Here is a 14,429-nt window from a genome sequence, read left to right on the forward strand (position 1 = left end):
GCCGGGAGGACGCTCACTGGACACCCTTCCGAGACGTGAACTTCAGGAAGGCGAAGGAGAGGACGAACGTCGCCAGCGCCAGCACCACCGAGAAGGCCGCGGCGAGGTTGAAGTTCGGGATCGACGACGTCGAGTACACGGTCAGGTTGGGCGTGTACGTGCTGGAGACCGCCGAGCTGAAGCTGCGGAACACCTGCGGCTCGGCCAGCAGTTGCAGCGTGCCGATGATCGAGAAGACCGTGGTCAGCACGATCGCCGGCATCACCAGCGGGATCTTGATGGACCAGGCGATGCGCCACGGGCCGGCGCCGTCGATCCGCGCCGCCTCGTACACCTCGGCCGGGATGGCCAGCAGGGCCGAATAGATGATCAGCATGTTGTAACCGACGTAGACCCAGGTCACGACGTTGGCCATGGCCCAGAGCACGAGGTCGGCCGAGAGGAAGTCGATCGCGCTGGTGACCGGCTTGAGCGGGGAGAGGTTCGGTGAGTAGAGGAAGCCCCACATGATCGCGGCGATGACACCCGGGACCGCGTACGGCACGAAGAAGGCCAGCCGGAAGAAGCGGCGGCCCTTGACCAGGCCCGAGTCGAGCAGCAGGGCCAGCAGCAGGGCCAGGCCCAGCATGACCGGCACCTGGACGACGCCGAAGCCGAGCACCCGGCCGATCGAGGTCCAGAACGGGCCGTCGGAGAAGACCCGCTCGTACTGGGTGAAGCCGCCGAAGACCTCGCGGGCCGGGCCGAAGGTGCCGGTGCGTTCGACGGTGTAGAGCGACTGCACGATCGCGTAGCCGATCGGCAGCAGGTAGAACACGATGAACAGCACGCCGAAGGGCACGACGAAGAACGGCACCGCGCGGCCGTGGCGTACGGCCCTGGCTCGTCCCGTCGGCGCCTCGACCGGTTTGTCTATGTCGGCGGTGAGTGTCTGGGTCATGGTCACGCCTCCTCCCGTACGACTCGGACCGTGCCCGCGGGCACGGACAGCGAGCCGGTGACCGGCTGACCGGTCACCAGCTCGCGGCCGGTGATCGGGTGTTCGATGTCCTTGCCGCCGTGGTTGATCACGAACACGTGGTCGCCGCGGCGGACGATCTCGGTCTCGCTGCTGCCGGTCCCCCGGTCGCCGACCGCCTGGCGCAGCACGTTCTGCAGGTCGGCCGGGTCGAGCGCGGTCGCGACATACCAGGCGAGCCCGGCCCCGAACTGGTTGCGGGTCACGGCCGGCTTACCGTCGGCATACGCCTCGACGACCTCGGCGGTCGTACAGCGCAGCCGCTCGGTCCAGACCGTGGCGCGGCCCCCGCTCGCCAGGGCGACCTCCTGGCCGGGCAGCAGCGGCGCGAACTCCTCGCTGACCACGCCGAGCAGGTCGCGGAACGCGCCCGGGTAGCCGCCGAGCCGTACGCGGTCGTCGGGGTCGACGATGCCGCTGTAGAACGTGATCACCGCCCGGCCGCCGTCCCGGACGTAATCCGTGATCGCGGCCGTCTCGGCGTCGGAGACCATGTGCAGGCAGGGGACGACGACGGCCTTGTACGGGCTCAGATCGGCGCCCGGGGCAACGATGTCCGCGGTGACGCCGAGTTCGCGCAACGCCCGATAGGCGGCGTGCACCTGCTCCAGGTAGCGCACGTCGTGGGAGGGCCGGGCCTCGGTGTCGGTGGCCCACCACGACTCCCAGCTGAAGACCAGCGCGGTGTCGGCCGCGACGGTGGCGCCCGCGATCTCGCCGAGGCTTTTCAAGACCGCGGACAGTTCGAGCACCTCGCGCCAGAGGGCAGTGTCGCGTCCGGCGTGCGGCAGCATCGCCGAGTGGAACTTCTCGGCGCCCTGGGCCGAGGCCCGCCACTGGAAGAAGCAGATCGCGTCGGCGCCGCGGGCCACGTGGGTCAGCGCGTTGCGCAGCAGCTGCCCGGGTTCCTTGGCGAGGTTGTAGGGCTGCCAGTTCACGGCGCCGGTAGAGGTCTCCATCAGCATCCACGGCCGGCCGCCGGCGAGCCCGCGGGTCAGGTCGGCCGCGAAGGACAGTTCGGCGACCGGGTCGGGCAGGCGGTGGTCGAGGTAGTGGTCGTTGGCGATCACGTCCATGTCCGCGGTCCAGCTCCAGTAGTCCTGGTTGCGGATGTGCGCGGTGACCATGAAGTTGGTGGTGATCGGCGCGTCCGAGTGCCGGCGGATCACCTCGGCCTCGGCCCGGTAGTAGTCGAGCAGAGCGTCCGACGAGAACCGCTGGAAGTCGACGAGCTGGGCCGGGTTGCGCACCGACAGCGCCCGGCGCGGGGGCTGCACCTCGTCGAAGTCGGCGTAGCGCTGACTCCAGAACGCGGTGCCCCAGGCCTTGTTGAGCGCCTCGACCGTGCCGTACCGCTGCTCGAGCCAGACCCGGAAGGCGGTGGCGCCGGCGTCGCAGTAGCAGAGCGCGTTGTGGCAGCCCAGCTCGTTCGAGACGTGCCAGAGGGCGAGCGCCGGGTGGTTGCCGTAGCGGGCGGCGACCCGCTCGACCAGCCGCAGAGCGTGCTCGCGAAAGACCGGCGAGCTCGGGCACCAGGCCTGGCGGCCGCCGGGATAGCGGGTGGTGCCGTCGTCGGCCATCGGCAGCACCTCGGGGTGGCGGCGGGTGAGCCACGGTGGGGCGCTGGCGGTTCCGGTGCCGAGGTTGATCCGGATGCCGGCCTCGTGGATCAGTCCGATGATCTCGTCGAGCGCGGTGAAGTCGTACTCGCCCGGGCGCGGTTCGACGTCCGACCATCCGAAGACGTTGATCGCGACGAGGCCGACGCCGGCTTCCCGCATGAGGGCCATGTCCTCACGCCAGACGGCCGGCGACCACTGTTCGTAGTTGTAGTCGCAGCCCAGCCCGATGCCCTCCACGGGCACGGCCGACGGACGTCGCAGCATCGGTTCCCCTTCGTGTGTGCACGTGCACACATTTCGCCGCGCGAACTCGCCGGTGACGAATGTGTGAACGGGCACACACTAGGCACGCCGCTGCTGGGAGGTCAATACCGGGTTTGCCGACTGTTTCCATGAACGACTTTCGTGCCCACCGGCCGTGGTGCCCGCTGGGCCGACCGCCCGAGGGCCGCCGGCTGGACCTGGCGCTCGACCACGGGGCCTTCCCGGTGCGGGAGTAGGGACTACACCGGGTAATCGGACGCGAGGTCCACATGAATGTCCGGCCGCGCGTCCTCGGCATCAGCCCGGCCCTCGCGGGTGGGCAACGTGACAGGGCCCGGCTCGGGCGGGGACGGGCGTACGCCGTGGTCTTGGCCTTACAGTGTTGCCGTGACCGGGCCCAGGAAAGCGCGCCGCGCCACCGTGCATGACGTGGCCGCGGCGGCCGGCGTCTCCCGGGGCACGGTCAACCGGGTGCTCAACGGCGGATACGTGTCGAGCGACGCCCGCACCGCCATCGAGGCGGCCATCGCCCAGGTCGGCTATGTGCCGAACCGCGCCGCCAGCAACCTCGCGCGGCAACGGTCGCAAGCGGTGGGATTCCTGGCCCTGGAACCGCATTCGCTGCTGCTCGAAGACCCCAACATCGGCGCGATCATGCTGGGCGCCAACGCGGTGCTGTCGCTGGCCGACCACCAGATGGTCAGCCTGGTCATCGACTCCGACCGTGACATGCAGCGGGTCGGGCGCTACCTGAGCGGCGGCTTCGTCGACGGCGCGATCATCGTGTCGGCCCGCTCGCACGACCCGATCACCCGGCTGATCGCCGAGATCCGGCTGCCCGCCACGTTCGTCGGCCACCCGCCCGACCTCGACCGCGACATCCCGTTCGTCGGCATCGACAACATCGGCTCGGCCCGCGCGATCACCCGTCGCCTGGTCGAGACCGGCCGCCGCCGCATCGGCATGATCGCGGCCGCGCTCGACCGCGACTCCGGCGCCGACCGGCTCACCGGCTTCCAGCAGGCCCTGGGCGACCTGTTCGACCCCAACCTGGTCGCCGACGTGCCGCTCTACGACTACACGTACGGCGTCAAGGGCATGCGCGCCTTGCTCGACCGCGAGCCCGCGCTCGATGGCGTGTTCGCCGCCTCGGACGCGGTCGCCGCCGGCGCCCTGGAAACGCTGCGCGAGTCGGGCCGGCGCGTTCCCGAAGACGTCGGCCTGGTCGGATTCGACGACAGTTCCTGGGCGTTGCGTACGCAGCCGGCGCTTTCCACAGTGCACCAGCCGGCGCGCGAGATAGGGCGTAATGCCGCCGAATCCGTGCTGCGTCAGATCGCCGGCGAGCCGGTCGAACCGAGCGTGGTGCTCGATTCGCCCGTTGTCTGGCGCCATTCCGCCTGAACGCATACGCGAATGGCTTTCACGACAGGGTGGCGCGCCGTCAATGCTTCCGACGGCCGGGCAAGGCTCAGCTTTTGCGTCGGCACGGCACTCGTCGCCGGATCTCGGCCGACAAGGATCAGTACAGCGACAAGCGGCCGGCGGAGGCGGTGGCAGCCGCGCCGACCGCTTTGGCGGCGCCGACCACGACGACCGCTGACGACGGGGACCAGTCCGGTCGTCGACGTGACCATCGCGGTCACCGAAGGCTCGGCGTCGATGAACCCGCTGCACTTCGAATGGGTCGGTGACAACGGCATCACCGCCGATTCGATCAGTGGCGCCTTCTCCGGCTGCGCGAAGAACAACCTGTCGTCGGCCAACGGCGTCCGGGCCGGCCAGAAGCGCGCCGGTCAGATTGTGTTCGACGTGCCGTCGGCCAAGGGCGCGGTGGAATTCTCGCCCGACGCGTTCGGCTCGGCCGAGGCGTCCTGGCGGCCCTGACGGGTGGTCTCCGGTGGCGATCCCACCGGAGACCACCGGTTCAGACCGCGGGCAATTTCGTGAGAGCGGCTTCCACCGCGGCGGACGACAGCGAGTGGTCCACCATGTCGCCGGCGAGGAATTTCCCGTACGCGGGAAGGTCGAGATGCCCGTGGCCACAGAGCGCCGTGAGAATCACCTTCTCCTCGCCGGTCTCCTTGCAGCGCAACGCCTCCTCGATGCAGGCGGCGAGCGCGTGGGTCGGTTCCGGGGCCGGGATGATGCCCTCGGAACGGGCGAAGGCGACCCCGGCCTCGAAGCATTCCTTCTGCGTCTTGGCGACGGCCTCCATCAGGCCCAGCTCATAGACGTGGGAGATCAGCGGGGCCATGCCGTGGTAGCGCAGCCCGCCCGCGTGAATGGGGTCCGGAATGAAGTCATGGCCCAACGTGTGCATCTTCATGAGCGGGGTCATTCCGGTGGTGTCCCCGAAGTCGTACGCGTAAACGCCTTTGGTCAGCGACGGGCACGAGGCCGGCTCGACCGCGCGGATGATCGGTGACATGTTTCCGGCCATCTTCTCGCGCAGGAACGGGAACGCGAGCCCGGCGAAGTTCGATCCGCCGCCGGTGCAGCCGACAATCACATCGGGGACGGCCCCGACCTTCGCCAGTTGCAGCAACGCCTCCTCGCCGATCACCGTCTGGTGCAGCAGGACGTGGTTGAGCACGCTGCCGAGGGCGTAATTCGTGTCGGGGTGCTGGGCCGCGACCTCCACCGCCTCGCTGATCGCGATGCCTAGCGAACCGGGCGAATCCGGGTCGTCGGCGAGCACTTTCCGGCCGGCCTCGGTCAGCTCGGAGGGCGACGGATGAATGGTGCCGCCGAACGTCTCGATCATCATTTTCCGGTACGGCTTCTGGTCGTACGACGCCCGCACCTGCCAGATCTCACACTCGATGCCGAATTGCGCGGCCGCGAACGCCAGGGCGGTTCCCCACTGGCCGGCGCCGGTCTCGGTGGTGAGCCGCCGGATGCCCGCCGACGCGTTGTAGTAGGCCTGCGGCACGGCGGTGTTCGGCTTGTGCGAACCGGCCGGCGACACACCCTCGTACTTGTAATAGATTTTCGCCGGCGTGCCGAGCGCCTTTTCGAGCCGGTGCGCCCGGAAAAGTGGCGACGGCCGCCACAGGCGGTAGACGTCGAGCACTTCCTCGGGAATGGTCACGAAACGCTCGTCGGTCACCTCCTGCTCGATCAGCGCCATCGGGAACAGCGGCGCCAGGTCTTCCGGGCCGACCGGCTGATGCGTCCCCGGATGCAGAACGGGCGGAGGCGGGCTCGGCAGATCGGGCACGATGTTGTACCAACTCCGAGGCATCTCCGATTCGGACAGCAGAATCTTCGTAGCGGCGTCATCGCTCATGGCCCGATCATCGTCCATCCCAGCCGGATACCCGAGGCCCCGCGTGTTTTTCAGCCGGACGAAACCTGCGCGCGGCACGTCGCGTATGTTGCCCGGCGTGGATGATCAGACTTGGTACTGCGGCTCGTGCAGCGAGCCCCATCACGGCCTCCCGTTCTCGTACGGTTCGCCGGCCCCCGCCTATTGGCGTCCGGAGCTGGAAGAGGACGAGCGCAGCGTTCTCGAGGGCGAGATCTGCGTGATCCAGGCCGAGCACTACTTCGTCCGTACGCGTCTGGTCATCCCCGTGCTGGACGCCGGGAACGACTTCGACTGGGGCGTGTGGGTGTCCCTGAGCCGCGACAACTTCCGCCGGATGCTCGACAAGTGGGACACCCCCGGCCGCGATTCGGAGCCGCCCTACTTCGGCTGGCTCTCGACCGAACTGCCCGCGTACGACGTGCCCACGCTCAACCTGAAGACCAACCTGCACCACGAACCGGTCGGCACCCGTCCGCACATCGAGCTGGAACCGACCGACCACCCGCTGGCCGTCGAGCAGCGCACCGGCATCACCACCGAGCGCGTACGCGAGATCGCCACCCTGCTCCTGCACCCACCCGCCTGAGGTCTGCGTCGGACCTGGTGCCGAAGTGAGGTGAGCGACGGGCGGCGGCTGGGCCAGGCCGCAGCCGTCTTCCAATCCACGCCAACCCCGCTTGGCACAGACCCTGGTCTGACACGTGCTCGCGGGCGGTTGCGCGCTACGGCCGTAGGCTCTCGCATGGTTCTGGACGCGGCAGCCGCCGAAGGCGGAGTTCGGCCGTCCTGCGTCTGACGGGGCTGCCCCGCCGTACGAAAGCCTCTAGAATTTGATCCGAAGATTGGCACGGACGCCCCTGTGGACAACGCGTTCGCCCGCTCTTCTGGGCCTTAGGGTGGTGGTCCCCCGGTTGGGGCGGGCCCTGACTTGGAGTCGTATACCAGCAACCACTCCGGCGCCGGCCGGGCGTCGCACACCGCCGGCCACTCCAGCCCTGACCGGGACTCGCACACCGCCGACCACTCCAGCCCTGACTGGGCGCCGTACACGGCCGACCGGTCAACAGGCGCTTACCGGGAAATCGGGTCGGTACGCTGGTCGGGTGACCACCCCTACCCGGCGCCGGGATGCGACCCGGACGCGTCAGCTGCTTCTCGAGGCCGCCCGCCACCGGTTTGCCAGTGATGGGTATGCGGCCACCACCGTGCGTGACATCGCGGACGACGCCGGGGTCAACGTGGCGCTGATCAGCCGGTACTTCAGCTCGAAAGAGGGCCTGTTCGAAGCGTGCCTGACCAGCGCCGTCGAGGACATGCGGCGTACGGCGGGCGGGGCCCGGCTCGACGAGGTGCCCGAACGCATCGTCGAGCAACTGGCCGGCATCGACACCGACGGGTTTCCACGCCATCTCGTGCTGCTGTTGCGCTCCTCGGGGGACGCGCGCGCCGACGAGATCCGGGTCGGGATGCTACGCACGTTCGCCGAGCGGCTGGCGGCGCTCGCGGGCTGGGAGGACGGGGACGACGAGCTGCTGCTGCGGGCCCAGGTGACCATCGCGGCGTCGCTGGGCATCGCGCTGCTGCGGTCGAACACGAAGCTGGAACCGCTCGGCTCGGCCGGGCCCGGGGAACTGATCGGGCCGGTCACGGATCTGATCGGCTCGGTGCTGGGTAAGCATGCGTGACCTGATCCGGCCCCTCATCGTCGCGCCGATGGCCGGTGGGCCCTCCACCCCGGCGCTGGTGAACGCGGCCACGAAGGCGGGTGCCACTGGGTTTCTGGCCGCGGGATACAAGACGCCGCCGGCGGTCGAGGACGAGATCCGGGCGGTTGAGGGGACATACGGGCTCAACATCTTCGTACCTGCGCCGCCGCCACCGGATGTGGCCGCCCTCAACAACTACCGCGACCTGCTGCGGGGCGAGGCGGAGCGGTACGGGGTGGAGATTCCGCCGCTGCGGCTCGACGACGACGACCACTTCGCGGCCAAGGTCGAGATGGCGATCGCGTACGGGGTTCCGCTCGTGAGCTTCACGTTCGGCGTGCCGGACCGGGCCGTGGTGGCCGCCCTGCACGACGCCGGCTCCCGGGTTTTGATCACTGTGACGACGCCCGCCGAGGCCGCCCGCGCACTCCAGGCCGGGCCCGACGCGCTGATCGTGCAGGGCGGGACGGCCGGCGGCCACTCTGCGACGACAACGCCGGGGCAGTATCGTGGCGACACACCCCCATCCGCGCTGCTGAGGGCGATGAGGTCGGACGTCCCACTCATCGCGGCCGGGGGTGTCGCCGGCGCCGAGGATGTCGATCGTCTGCTCGGCGCCGGGGCCGTGGCGGTGCAGTGCGGCACGGCGTTCCTGCTCGCCGACGAGGCCGGCACCCGACCGGCCCAGCGCGAGTTCATGCTCTCCGGCCGCGCCACCGAGACGGTCGTGACCAGGGCGTTCACCGGGCAGCCGGCCCGCGCGCTGCGCAACCGGTTCACCGACACCTACTCCGGCGCGGCGCCGATCGGGTATCCGGCCGTGCACCACCTGACCGCTCCCCTTCGGGCCGCCGCCGCCCGGGACGGGGACGCCGACGGCCTGAACCTGTGGGCCGGCACCGGTTTCCGAGCGGCGCGACCGGGGCCGGTCGCCGAGCTGGTGGCGAGGCTGACGCCGTAGCCGGTCAGTACACGTACGGCCAGGCCGAGGACGTCCAGCCCAGCAGGTTGATGCCGAGGCGCGCGTCGCCCGCGTTCGTGTAGTAGTGGTAGACCAGCACGTCGGCGTCGGTGTCACCGAACACGGCCGGGTGCCCGGGGCCGTGGATGCTGTCGTGACCGGCCAGGATCTCCGTACCGCCGCCGGCCGTCATCGCCACGCCGGCCTGATCGACGTACGGGCCGGTGATGCTCCTCGATCGTCCGACCATGATCCGGTAGGTGCTGGACGCACCGCGGCAGCAGAAGTCGAACGCAACGAACAGGTAGTAGTAGCCGCCGTGGGCGTAGATGAACGGCGCCTCGACCGATTTGCTGTTCACGAATCGCTCGGCCAGGTTGACCATGCTGCTGTCGGCGCGCTTGCCGGTGCTCGGGTTGAGCTTGACCATCTTGATGCCGCTCCAGAACGAGCCGAAGCTGAGCCACCACTCCCCCGACGCGGTGACGGTCAGGTTGGGGTCGATGGCGTTCCAGTTGCTCGAGGTGGTGCTCTCGATGACCAGGCCCTGGTTGGTCCACGATCCGGCGGCGCCGGTGGTGCTGGTGGCCAGGAAGATCGCCGACTTGCTGGAGCCGAACGACGAGGCCGAGTAATACATGACGTACTTGCCGCCCCGGTACGAGATGTCGGGCGCCCACAGGTTGGCGTCGCCGTTGGTGTACGGATTGGCCCACGAGGTGCCGTTCGGGAAGGCGCGCCCGGCGTCGGCGAACGCGATCCGGTTCGTGGACGTCTTGAGCGTGATCCCGGCGCCGGTCGTGGCCATCAGGTAGCCGCCGGTGGGGCGTTTCACGATCGTCGGGTCGTGGGCGCCGGTCGAGCCGGTGACCGTGCCCGGGTTCGGATAGGTGGCGGCGTCGGCCGCGCCGACCCCGTAGACGGCGGCCGTCACAGCCAGCAGAACGGTGGCGCCACCGAGGAGGAATTTACGCATACCTATGAGTGGCCCGCCCGGCGTCAAAGGTTGCCCGTCGGAGCCGGGTGGGCTCGTCGAGCGGGTCCATGAGGGGTCTTCGTCCTCTAAGTTGATCACGTGAATCTCGAGACCGCGGCGGACACCGCCGCGCGGGCCTGGCTCGACGCTGTCCGCATGCTTGCCGGGACCCAGCACAACGGGTTCTTCCGCCGGACGCCCGGGGGCACGGCCGAGCTGATCACCGGGGCGCCCTTTCCGGCGCTGAACGGCGTCGCCGCGATCAGCCGGAAGCCGTCGGCCGAGGAGATCTCGGAGTTCTCCGACTCGCCACGGCTTCGGGAGGTGCCCTGGACCATTCACGTACGGGGTGACGCGATCGAACCCGAGGTGGTGGCCGTCGCCGACGATCATGGGCTGGCCAAACGTCTCGCCCTGCCGCTCATGGTCCGCGAGCTCACCGAGGAGGACGCCGCCGAGGTGCCGGGGGCGCGGCGGATCTCGGCCGCCGACGGTCTCGCCTATCAGCGCACGATGGCGGCCGGCTTCGAGGCCCCGGAACCGCTGTTCGCGATCTTCGCCGACCCGGCCGTGATCGACATGGCGTCCGGGCGGGCCTACCTGGTCGAGGTCGACGGCGTTCCGGTCGCCACCGCGTTCGGGCTGATCGCCGGGGACGTGGTGGGCGTCTTCAACATCGCGGTGCCGCCCGCGTTCCGCCGCAAGGGCTACGGGCGGCGGGCGACCGCGGCCGTGCTGCGGGACGCGTATCGGGACGGCGTGCGGACGGCTTTCCTGCACTCGAGCGTGCCGGGGATGCCGCTCTATCTCGACATGGGCTTCCAGGTCGCCGAGAACTGGTCGGTGTTCTCCGCGAACCCCGCTACTTGACGACGGTCAGGCCGCGACGAGCCGGAGGGTCGGCGGGAGCGGTGCGGGACCGAACGAGCTTCCGTACGCCCCGCACCACCAGAACCGCGAGCACCACCGCCGTGGCGTCCCGGACGAAGACGTACCCGGCCTCGCCGAAGCCCAGCTCGGTGTTGATGACCTTGTGCAGCACGGCCCCGGAGAGGGCGGCCACACCCGCGGCCGCGGCCAAGCGGGCCAGCGTCGGCCCGAGGCGGCGGAACCGGTCGCCGTGGCCCAGCCAGTAGCCGGGCAGCCAGCGGTCGAACAGCCACGCGAACAGCAGCGCCGGGACCACCTGCGGCACCGCCTGCACGAACGAGTGCAGCAGGCCGCCGCCGTTGCCCGGAGCGAGCACGGCCAGGACGCTGAGCGCGATGACGTCGAGGTTCCGCCGGCCGTAACGCCCCTGGGCGACCAGCCACAGCGCGCCGGCGACGGCGGCCGGCCAGAGGACGCGGACGCCCGAACCGGACTCGGCCGTGGCGAGCCCGGCGACCGTGGCCGCCAGGTAGAGGGCGCCGAAGCCGGCAGTGCGCAGCGCGTATCGGGACAGGCTCACCGTGCACCTCGGGGGGTAGGTGCGGACAGGGGACCCGTCTTATCGGCGCGCCGGCCTCGGGCTTGAGGAACTTAGTCCCGTACGCCGGAACCGCTCTTGACCGGCTCCCGGCGCTGCACCGTCGGCTTGGTGCGCGCGGCCTCGCATTCCTCGTTCGCGATCGCGATGAAGCGCCGCTCCTTGCGGTTGCCCTTCGACGACCAGGCGCTGCCGACGCGGCGCCACCAGGACCGGGCCTCGGCGTTGGCGAACAGGTCCTCGAGGTTGAAGCGCAGGGCCTTCTCGTCGAGCTTGCCGATGTGCCAGAGCGTGTTCCAGTGCGCCATCCACAGGCTCATGCCGATCGCGGTCTTGCGCTCGTCGGACGGGGGCCGGTCGGTGGCGTTGTAGTCCAGCTCGGGGTGGTCGAGCATCAGCTTGATCAGCTCGAAGTGGCGCTCGCGGACGTCGACCGCCTGCGCGGTGCGCGCCTGTTGCTGCTGCACCACGATGGCGATCGCGACGGCGAGGAGGGCGGCAATCGACACGACAGTTGGTAGATCGGTCATCATCACTCTCTGTTTCCTTCTTGCGCCGCTCCGACCTGGTCAGGGGGCCGTCGGCGGGCGGGCGCGGGCGATCAGGGCGCGTGGTTTCCCGTAGCTCTCACGTGGACGAATACGTCGACAACGCAGTCTGGCACCGGGAGTACGTCAGCAGTTGCGATGTATTCCGTACCGGACAGAGTCGTGTTCCCGTCGCTCGCTCGGAGTATTGTCATGGCGGCCGGCATGTGCATGCGCAGGTCACCATGCATAGGCCTCCGTGCGTAGGACCATTCGTCCATGCGCCCAGCCTTGCCCATTGCGGAGATCCACGTACCTTCTGTCACCGTGACCGCCGATAACGGCGAACGGCAGCATTCGCCGTTACCCGGCAAAACGGTCACGACTCGGCCGAGATCAGGATCAGCTCGCGACCCGTTCGCAAGCCTGTGTCGGCAACCCGACCCGCGGTGGGAGCCTCGCCGGCCCGGCGCCTCGGGGCACCGCGCGCAGTCTTCGCCGGGTCGTTTCGGCCCATATGCGTGCTGAGTTTGGCAAGGGATCGAGCCTAATTTGTCGGCCTGATTCGATCCCCGTACATGGATGTAACAAGGGCGTAACGGAGGCTTGACCGGGCCGGACCGCACCAAGCATGTTTGCGTTCACCAACGACTCGTGGGACTCCTCCGCAAAGGACGCACAGCATGCCGACCCGTCCTGCGCCGACCCGTTCCCCTGTCATCGGCGTGGTCGCGCAAAACACGACTCTGTACGGCCCGGCCAGCATGGTGCAGGCGATCGGCGACGCCAGCCTCGACGTCGACCTGCCCGTCACCATCGGGCACGTCTCCGGCTTCGACGCCGTCGCCGCGTCCCGTCGCCTCGTGCGGCGGATCACCGGCCAGGGCATCGCCGGCCTGATCGTGATCGCTCCCGTCGACGCGGCCGCCGGGATGCTCGAGGCCGTGCCCGCCGACCTGCCGGTGGTGACGGTGGACGGCCCGCCCGGCTGCCCCACCCCGAACGTGTCGGTCGACCAGCACGCGGGCGGCGTCCTGGCCACACGGCACCTGCTGGCGAACGGCCACCGTACGGTCTGGCACGTGGCCGGCCCCGAGCAGTGGCACGGCAGCCGGGCCCGTGAGGCCGGTTGGCGGGCGGCCCTGGCCGAGGCCGGCGTGCCTGCCCCGCCCACGGTCCGCGCCGACTGGTCGGCCGCGTCCGGCTACCGCTGCGGACGCCTGCTGGCCTCGAACCCCGCCTGCACGGCCGTCTTCGCCGCCAACGACGACATAGCCCTGGGCGTGATGAGGGCGATGACCGAGAGCGGCCGCCGCATCCCCGAGGACGTGAGCGTGGTCGGCTTCGACGACGTCCCCGAGGCCGGCTACACCTATCCCGGCCTGACCACCGTGCGCCAGGAGTTCGCCGAGGTCGGCCGCCAGGCGTTGCGCCTGCTGCTCGACCAACTCGACACGGGCCTCCACACCACCGAGTCCGTACGCCTCGACCCGGTCCTGATGCCCCGCGGAACCGTAGCCCGCGGCTAGGGCTTGTTGTCGAGGATGAAGCCGACGATCTCGGGGACGTTGCTCGGGCCGTAGGTAACGGCGATGTCCAGGGAACCGTCGTCGTTCAGGTTCTGGGCGGGTCTCGCGCAACCGTTCAGCGGCAGGATCCGCATCTTGCGGGTCAGGCGGCAGGATTTGTCGAACGTCAGGCCGACGTCGATCCTCCGGGCGTCGGCCCGTTTGCGGGTGATGCTCATTTCGTCCTTGCCGCCGGCCAGTAGTTCGCGATACATCCCCGGCCATTTCCACACGACGAGCACGTTCATCGTCTGGCCTGCGCTCAGAGGCTGGTCGAGGCACAGATACATGACCAGCGCTTGTTCGCGCGGCAGCCATACCGTCGCGACGTCGTACTGGACGCCGACCTCGATGTTTCCCTGCTTCTGGGAGAAGTCGTAGGCGTCGACCCGCAGATGCCGGCGCTGGTAGTCGCTCACGTGCCCGGCCGTCTGCGTCTGGCCGACCCAGATCACCCGCAGCGTCGCCCCGGGATTGACGCGCAACGTGCGCCACTGCTTGATGACGGTGTCGCCGTTGCGGGAGACCGTTGTCTCCTCACGCCAGCGTTCCCAGACGTACGAGGCGGTGGTCGCCTCCAGGTAGATCGTGTCGGTCAGGCGCATGACCGCCCGGTCGAGCCCGGCGCGCAACCGGCGCTCACGCCGCACCTGGGCACCCAGTGCGACGATCACGACCAGGCACGTCGAGAAAGCGGCGACCACGCCGATGAACGCGGCGAAACGCGCGCCGACGACCAGTCCGAAAGCGACGAAAATCGGCACGACCGCAAACGGTGTGGTGGCCACTTTCCACAGCCCGAAACGCGCGACGAGCCGTTCGACGAGAAGCCCGAAATCGTGCATGGCGCCAGCGCTCCACATTGTCGAATCACGGGTGGACAGCCGTTCTCGCGAAAGGCAGCCCGATGTGCGATTCCCCGTTCATCGCCGATGAGTGGCCTTTTCAAGACCCGCGCTCACAGTTGCACTGTGACAGGCGTCCGCAATGTGGATCACGCACGGTC

The 14,429-nt window shown here is 69.5% G+C and carries 14 protein-coding genes; 7 read left to right on the top strand and 7 right to left on the bottom strand.

The window, feature by feature from the left end; translation table 11 throughout:
* Window positions 1-13: 13 nt before the first annotated feature.
* Both JIG36_RS45300 and JIG36_RS45305 read right to left on the bottom strand, forming a co-directional pair.
* On the bottom strand, window positions 14-940 hold the full coding sequence (locus JIG36_RS45300) for a carbohydrate ABC transporter permease (protein WP_203383095.1): 927 nt from the start codon (window positions 938-940) through the stop codon (window positions 14-16).
* A gap of 2 nt (window positions 941-942) precedes the next feature.
* Window positions 943-2,904, bottom strand: a complete 1,962-nt coding sequence (locus tag JIG36_RS45305; RefSeq protein WP_203383096.1) for a beta-galactosidase — start codon at window positions 2,902-2,904, stop codon at window positions 943-945.
* 387 nt (window positions 2,905-3,291) lie between these two features.
* Between JIG36_RS45305 and JIG36_RS45310 the strand changes: the two genes are divergently transcribed.
* Both JIG36_RS45310 and JIG36_RS45315 read left to right on the top strand, forming a co-directional pair.
* On the top strand, window positions 3,292-4,308 hold the full coding sequence (locus tag JIG36_RS45310) for a LacI family DNA-binding transcriptional regulator (protein ID WP_307873176.1): 1,017 nt from the start codon (window positions 3,292-3,294) through the stop codon (window positions 4,306-4,308).
* A 225-nt stretch (window positions 4,309-4,533) separates the two neighbouring features.
* On the top strand, window positions 4,534-4,791 hold the full coding sequence (locus JIG36_RS45315) for a DUF4352 domain-containing protein (protein WP_203383098.1): 258 nt from the start codon (window positions 4,534-4,536) through the stop codon (window positions 4,789-4,791).
* 40 nt (window positions 4,792-4,831) lie between these two features.
* Here JIG36_RS45315 and JIG36_RS45320 read toward each other — a convergent pair whose 3' ends face one another.
* On the bottom strand, window positions 4,832-6,196 hold the full coding sequence (locus JIG36_RS45320; protein WP_203383099.1) for a TrpB-like pyridoxal phosphate-dependent enzyme: 1,365 nt from the start codon (window positions 6,194-6,196) through the stop codon (window positions 4,832-4,834).
* A 97-nt stretch (window positions 6,197-6,293) separates the two neighbouring features.
* Here JIG36_RS45320 and JIG36_RS45325 point away from each other — a divergent pair, with 97 nt between their 5' ends.
* The 3 genes from JIG36_RS45325 to JIG36_RS45335 all read left to right on the top strand — a co-directional run bounded on the left by JIG36_RS45325 (window position 6,294) and on the right by JIG36_RS45335 (window position 8,884).
* Window positions 6,294-6,803: a DUF2199 domain-containing protein gene (locus JIG36_RS45325; RefSeq protein WP_307873177.1), complete on the top strand. Its 510-nt coding sequence runs from the start codon at window positions 6,294-6,296 to the stop codon at window positions 6,801-6,803.
* A gap of 517 nt (window positions 6,804-7,320) precedes the next feature.
* Window positions 7,321-7,902, top strand: coding sequence for a TetR family transcriptional regulator (locus tag JIG36_RS45330; RefSeq protein WP_203383101.1), 582 nt, complete (start codon window positions 7,321-7,323; stop codon window positions 7,900-7,902).
* Window positions 7,895-8,884 carry an NAD(P)H-dependent flavin oxidoreductase gene (locus tag JIG36_RS45335; protein WP_203383102.1) on the top strand — a complete coding sequence of 330 codons (990 nt, stop codon included), beginning with the start codon at window positions 7,895-7,897 and terminating at the stop codon, window positions 8,882-8,884. Before JIG36_RS45330 ends, JIG36_RS45335 begins: the two co-directional genes overlap by 8 nt.
* A 4-nt stretch (window positions 8,885-8,888) precedes the next feature.
* On the opposite strand, the gene JIG36_RS45340 is transcribed toward JIG36_RS45335, so the two are convergent.
* A complete protein-coding gene (locus tag JIG36_RS45340) occupies window positions 8,889-9,860 on the bottom strand; it encodes an arabinan endo-1,5-alpha-L-arabinosidase (protein WP_203383103.1) in 972 nt (323 codons plus the stop codon).
* A gap of 99 nt (window positions 9,861-9,959) precedes the next feature.
* Here JIG36_RS45340 and JIG36_RS54495 point away from each other — a divergent pair, with 99 nt between their 5' ends.
* Window positions 9,960-10,730, top strand: a complete 771-nt coding sequence (locus JIG36_RS54495) for a GNAT family N-acetyltransferase (protein ID WP_203383104.1) — start codon at window positions 9,960-9,962, stop codon at window positions 10,728-10,730.
* Here JIG36_RS54495 and JIG36_RS45350 read toward each other — a convergent pair.
* Together JIG36_RS45350 and JIG36_RS45355 are read right to left on the bottom strand one after the other, a co-directional pair.
* On the bottom strand, window positions 10,723-11,310 hold the full coding sequence (locus JIG36_RS45350) for a hypothetical protein (RefSeq protein ID WP_203383105.1): 588 nt from the start codon (window positions 11,308-11,310) through the stop codon (window positions 10,723-10,725). The two genes, JIG36_RS54495 and JIG36_RS45350, sit on opposite strands and share 8 nt — an antisense overlap.
* 71 nt (window positions 11,311-11,381) lie before the next feature.
* On the bottom strand, window positions 11,382-11,858 hold the full coding sequence (locus JIG36_RS45355; RefSeq protein ID WP_236049617.1) for a DUF6082 family protein: 477 nt from the start codon (window positions 11,856-11,858) through the stop codon (window positions 11,382-11,384).
* A 680-nt stretch (window positions 11,859-12,538) separates the two neighbouring features.
* On the opposite strand from JIG36_RS45355, the gene JIG36_RS45360 reads away from it, so the two are divergent.
* The gene (locus JIG36_RS45360; protein WP_203383107.1) at window positions 12,539-13,384 is read left to right on the top strand and encodes a substrate-binding domain-containing protein; all 846 of its coding nucleotides are present in this window, start codon (window positions 12,539-12,541) and stop codon (window positions 13,382-13,384) included.
* Here JIG36_RS45360 and JIG36_RS45365 read toward each other — a convergent pair.
* Entirely contained in the window at window positions 13,381-14,268 is an 888-nt protein-coding gene (locus JIG36_RS45365) for a hypothetical protein (protein ID WP_203383108.1), read from the bottom strand. The genes JIG36_RS45360 and JIG36_RS45365 overlap by 4 nt on opposite strands.
* Window positions 14,269-14,429: the final 161 nt, after the last annotated feature.

The sequence above is a fragment of the Paractinoplanes ovalisporus genome, assembly GCF_016834655.1.
In the GTDB taxonomy this organism is placed as follows: Bacteria; Actinomycetota; Actinomycetes; order Mycobacteriales; family Micromonosporaceae; genus Actinoplanes; species Actinoplanes ovalisporus.

What these genes read in the sequence shown, in the direction of transcription:
- JIG36_RS45300 (WP_203383095.1), bottom strand. Translation starts at nt 940, where the DNA reads ATGACCCAGACACTCACCGCCGACATAGACAAACCGGTCGAGGCGCCG.
- JIG36_RS45305 (WP_203383096.1), bottom strand. Translation starts at nt 2,904, where the DNA reads ATGCTGCGACGTCCGTCGGCCGTGCCCGTGGAGGGCATCGGGCTGGGC.
- JIG36_RS45320 (WP_203383099.1), bottom strand. Translation starts at nt 6,196, where the DNA reads ATGAGCGATGACGCCGCTACGAAGATTCTGCTGTCCGAATCGGAGATG.
- JIG36_RS45335 (WP_203383102.1), top strand. Translation starts at nt 7,895, where the DNA reads ATGCGTGACCTGATCCGGCCCCTCATCGTCGCGCCGATGGCCGGTGGG.
- JIG36_RS45340 (WP_203383103.1), bottom strand. Translation starts at nt 9,860, where the DNA reads ATGCGTAAATTCCTCCTCGGTGGCGCCACCGTTCTGCTGGCTGTGACG.
- JIG36_RS45355 (WP_236049617.1), bottom strand. Translation starts at nt 11,858, where the DNA reads ATGACCGATCTACCAACTGTCGTGTCGATTGCCGCCCTCCTCGCCGTC.
- JIG36_RS45360 (WP_203383107.1), top strand. Translation starts at nt 12,539, where the DNA reads ATGCCGACCCGTCCTGCGCCGACCCGTTCCCCTGTCATCGGCGTGGTC.
- JIG36_RS45365 (WP_203383108.1), bottom strand. Translation starts at nt 14,268, where the DNA reads ATGCACGATTTCGGGCTTCTCGTCGAACGGCTCGTCGCGCGTTTCGGG.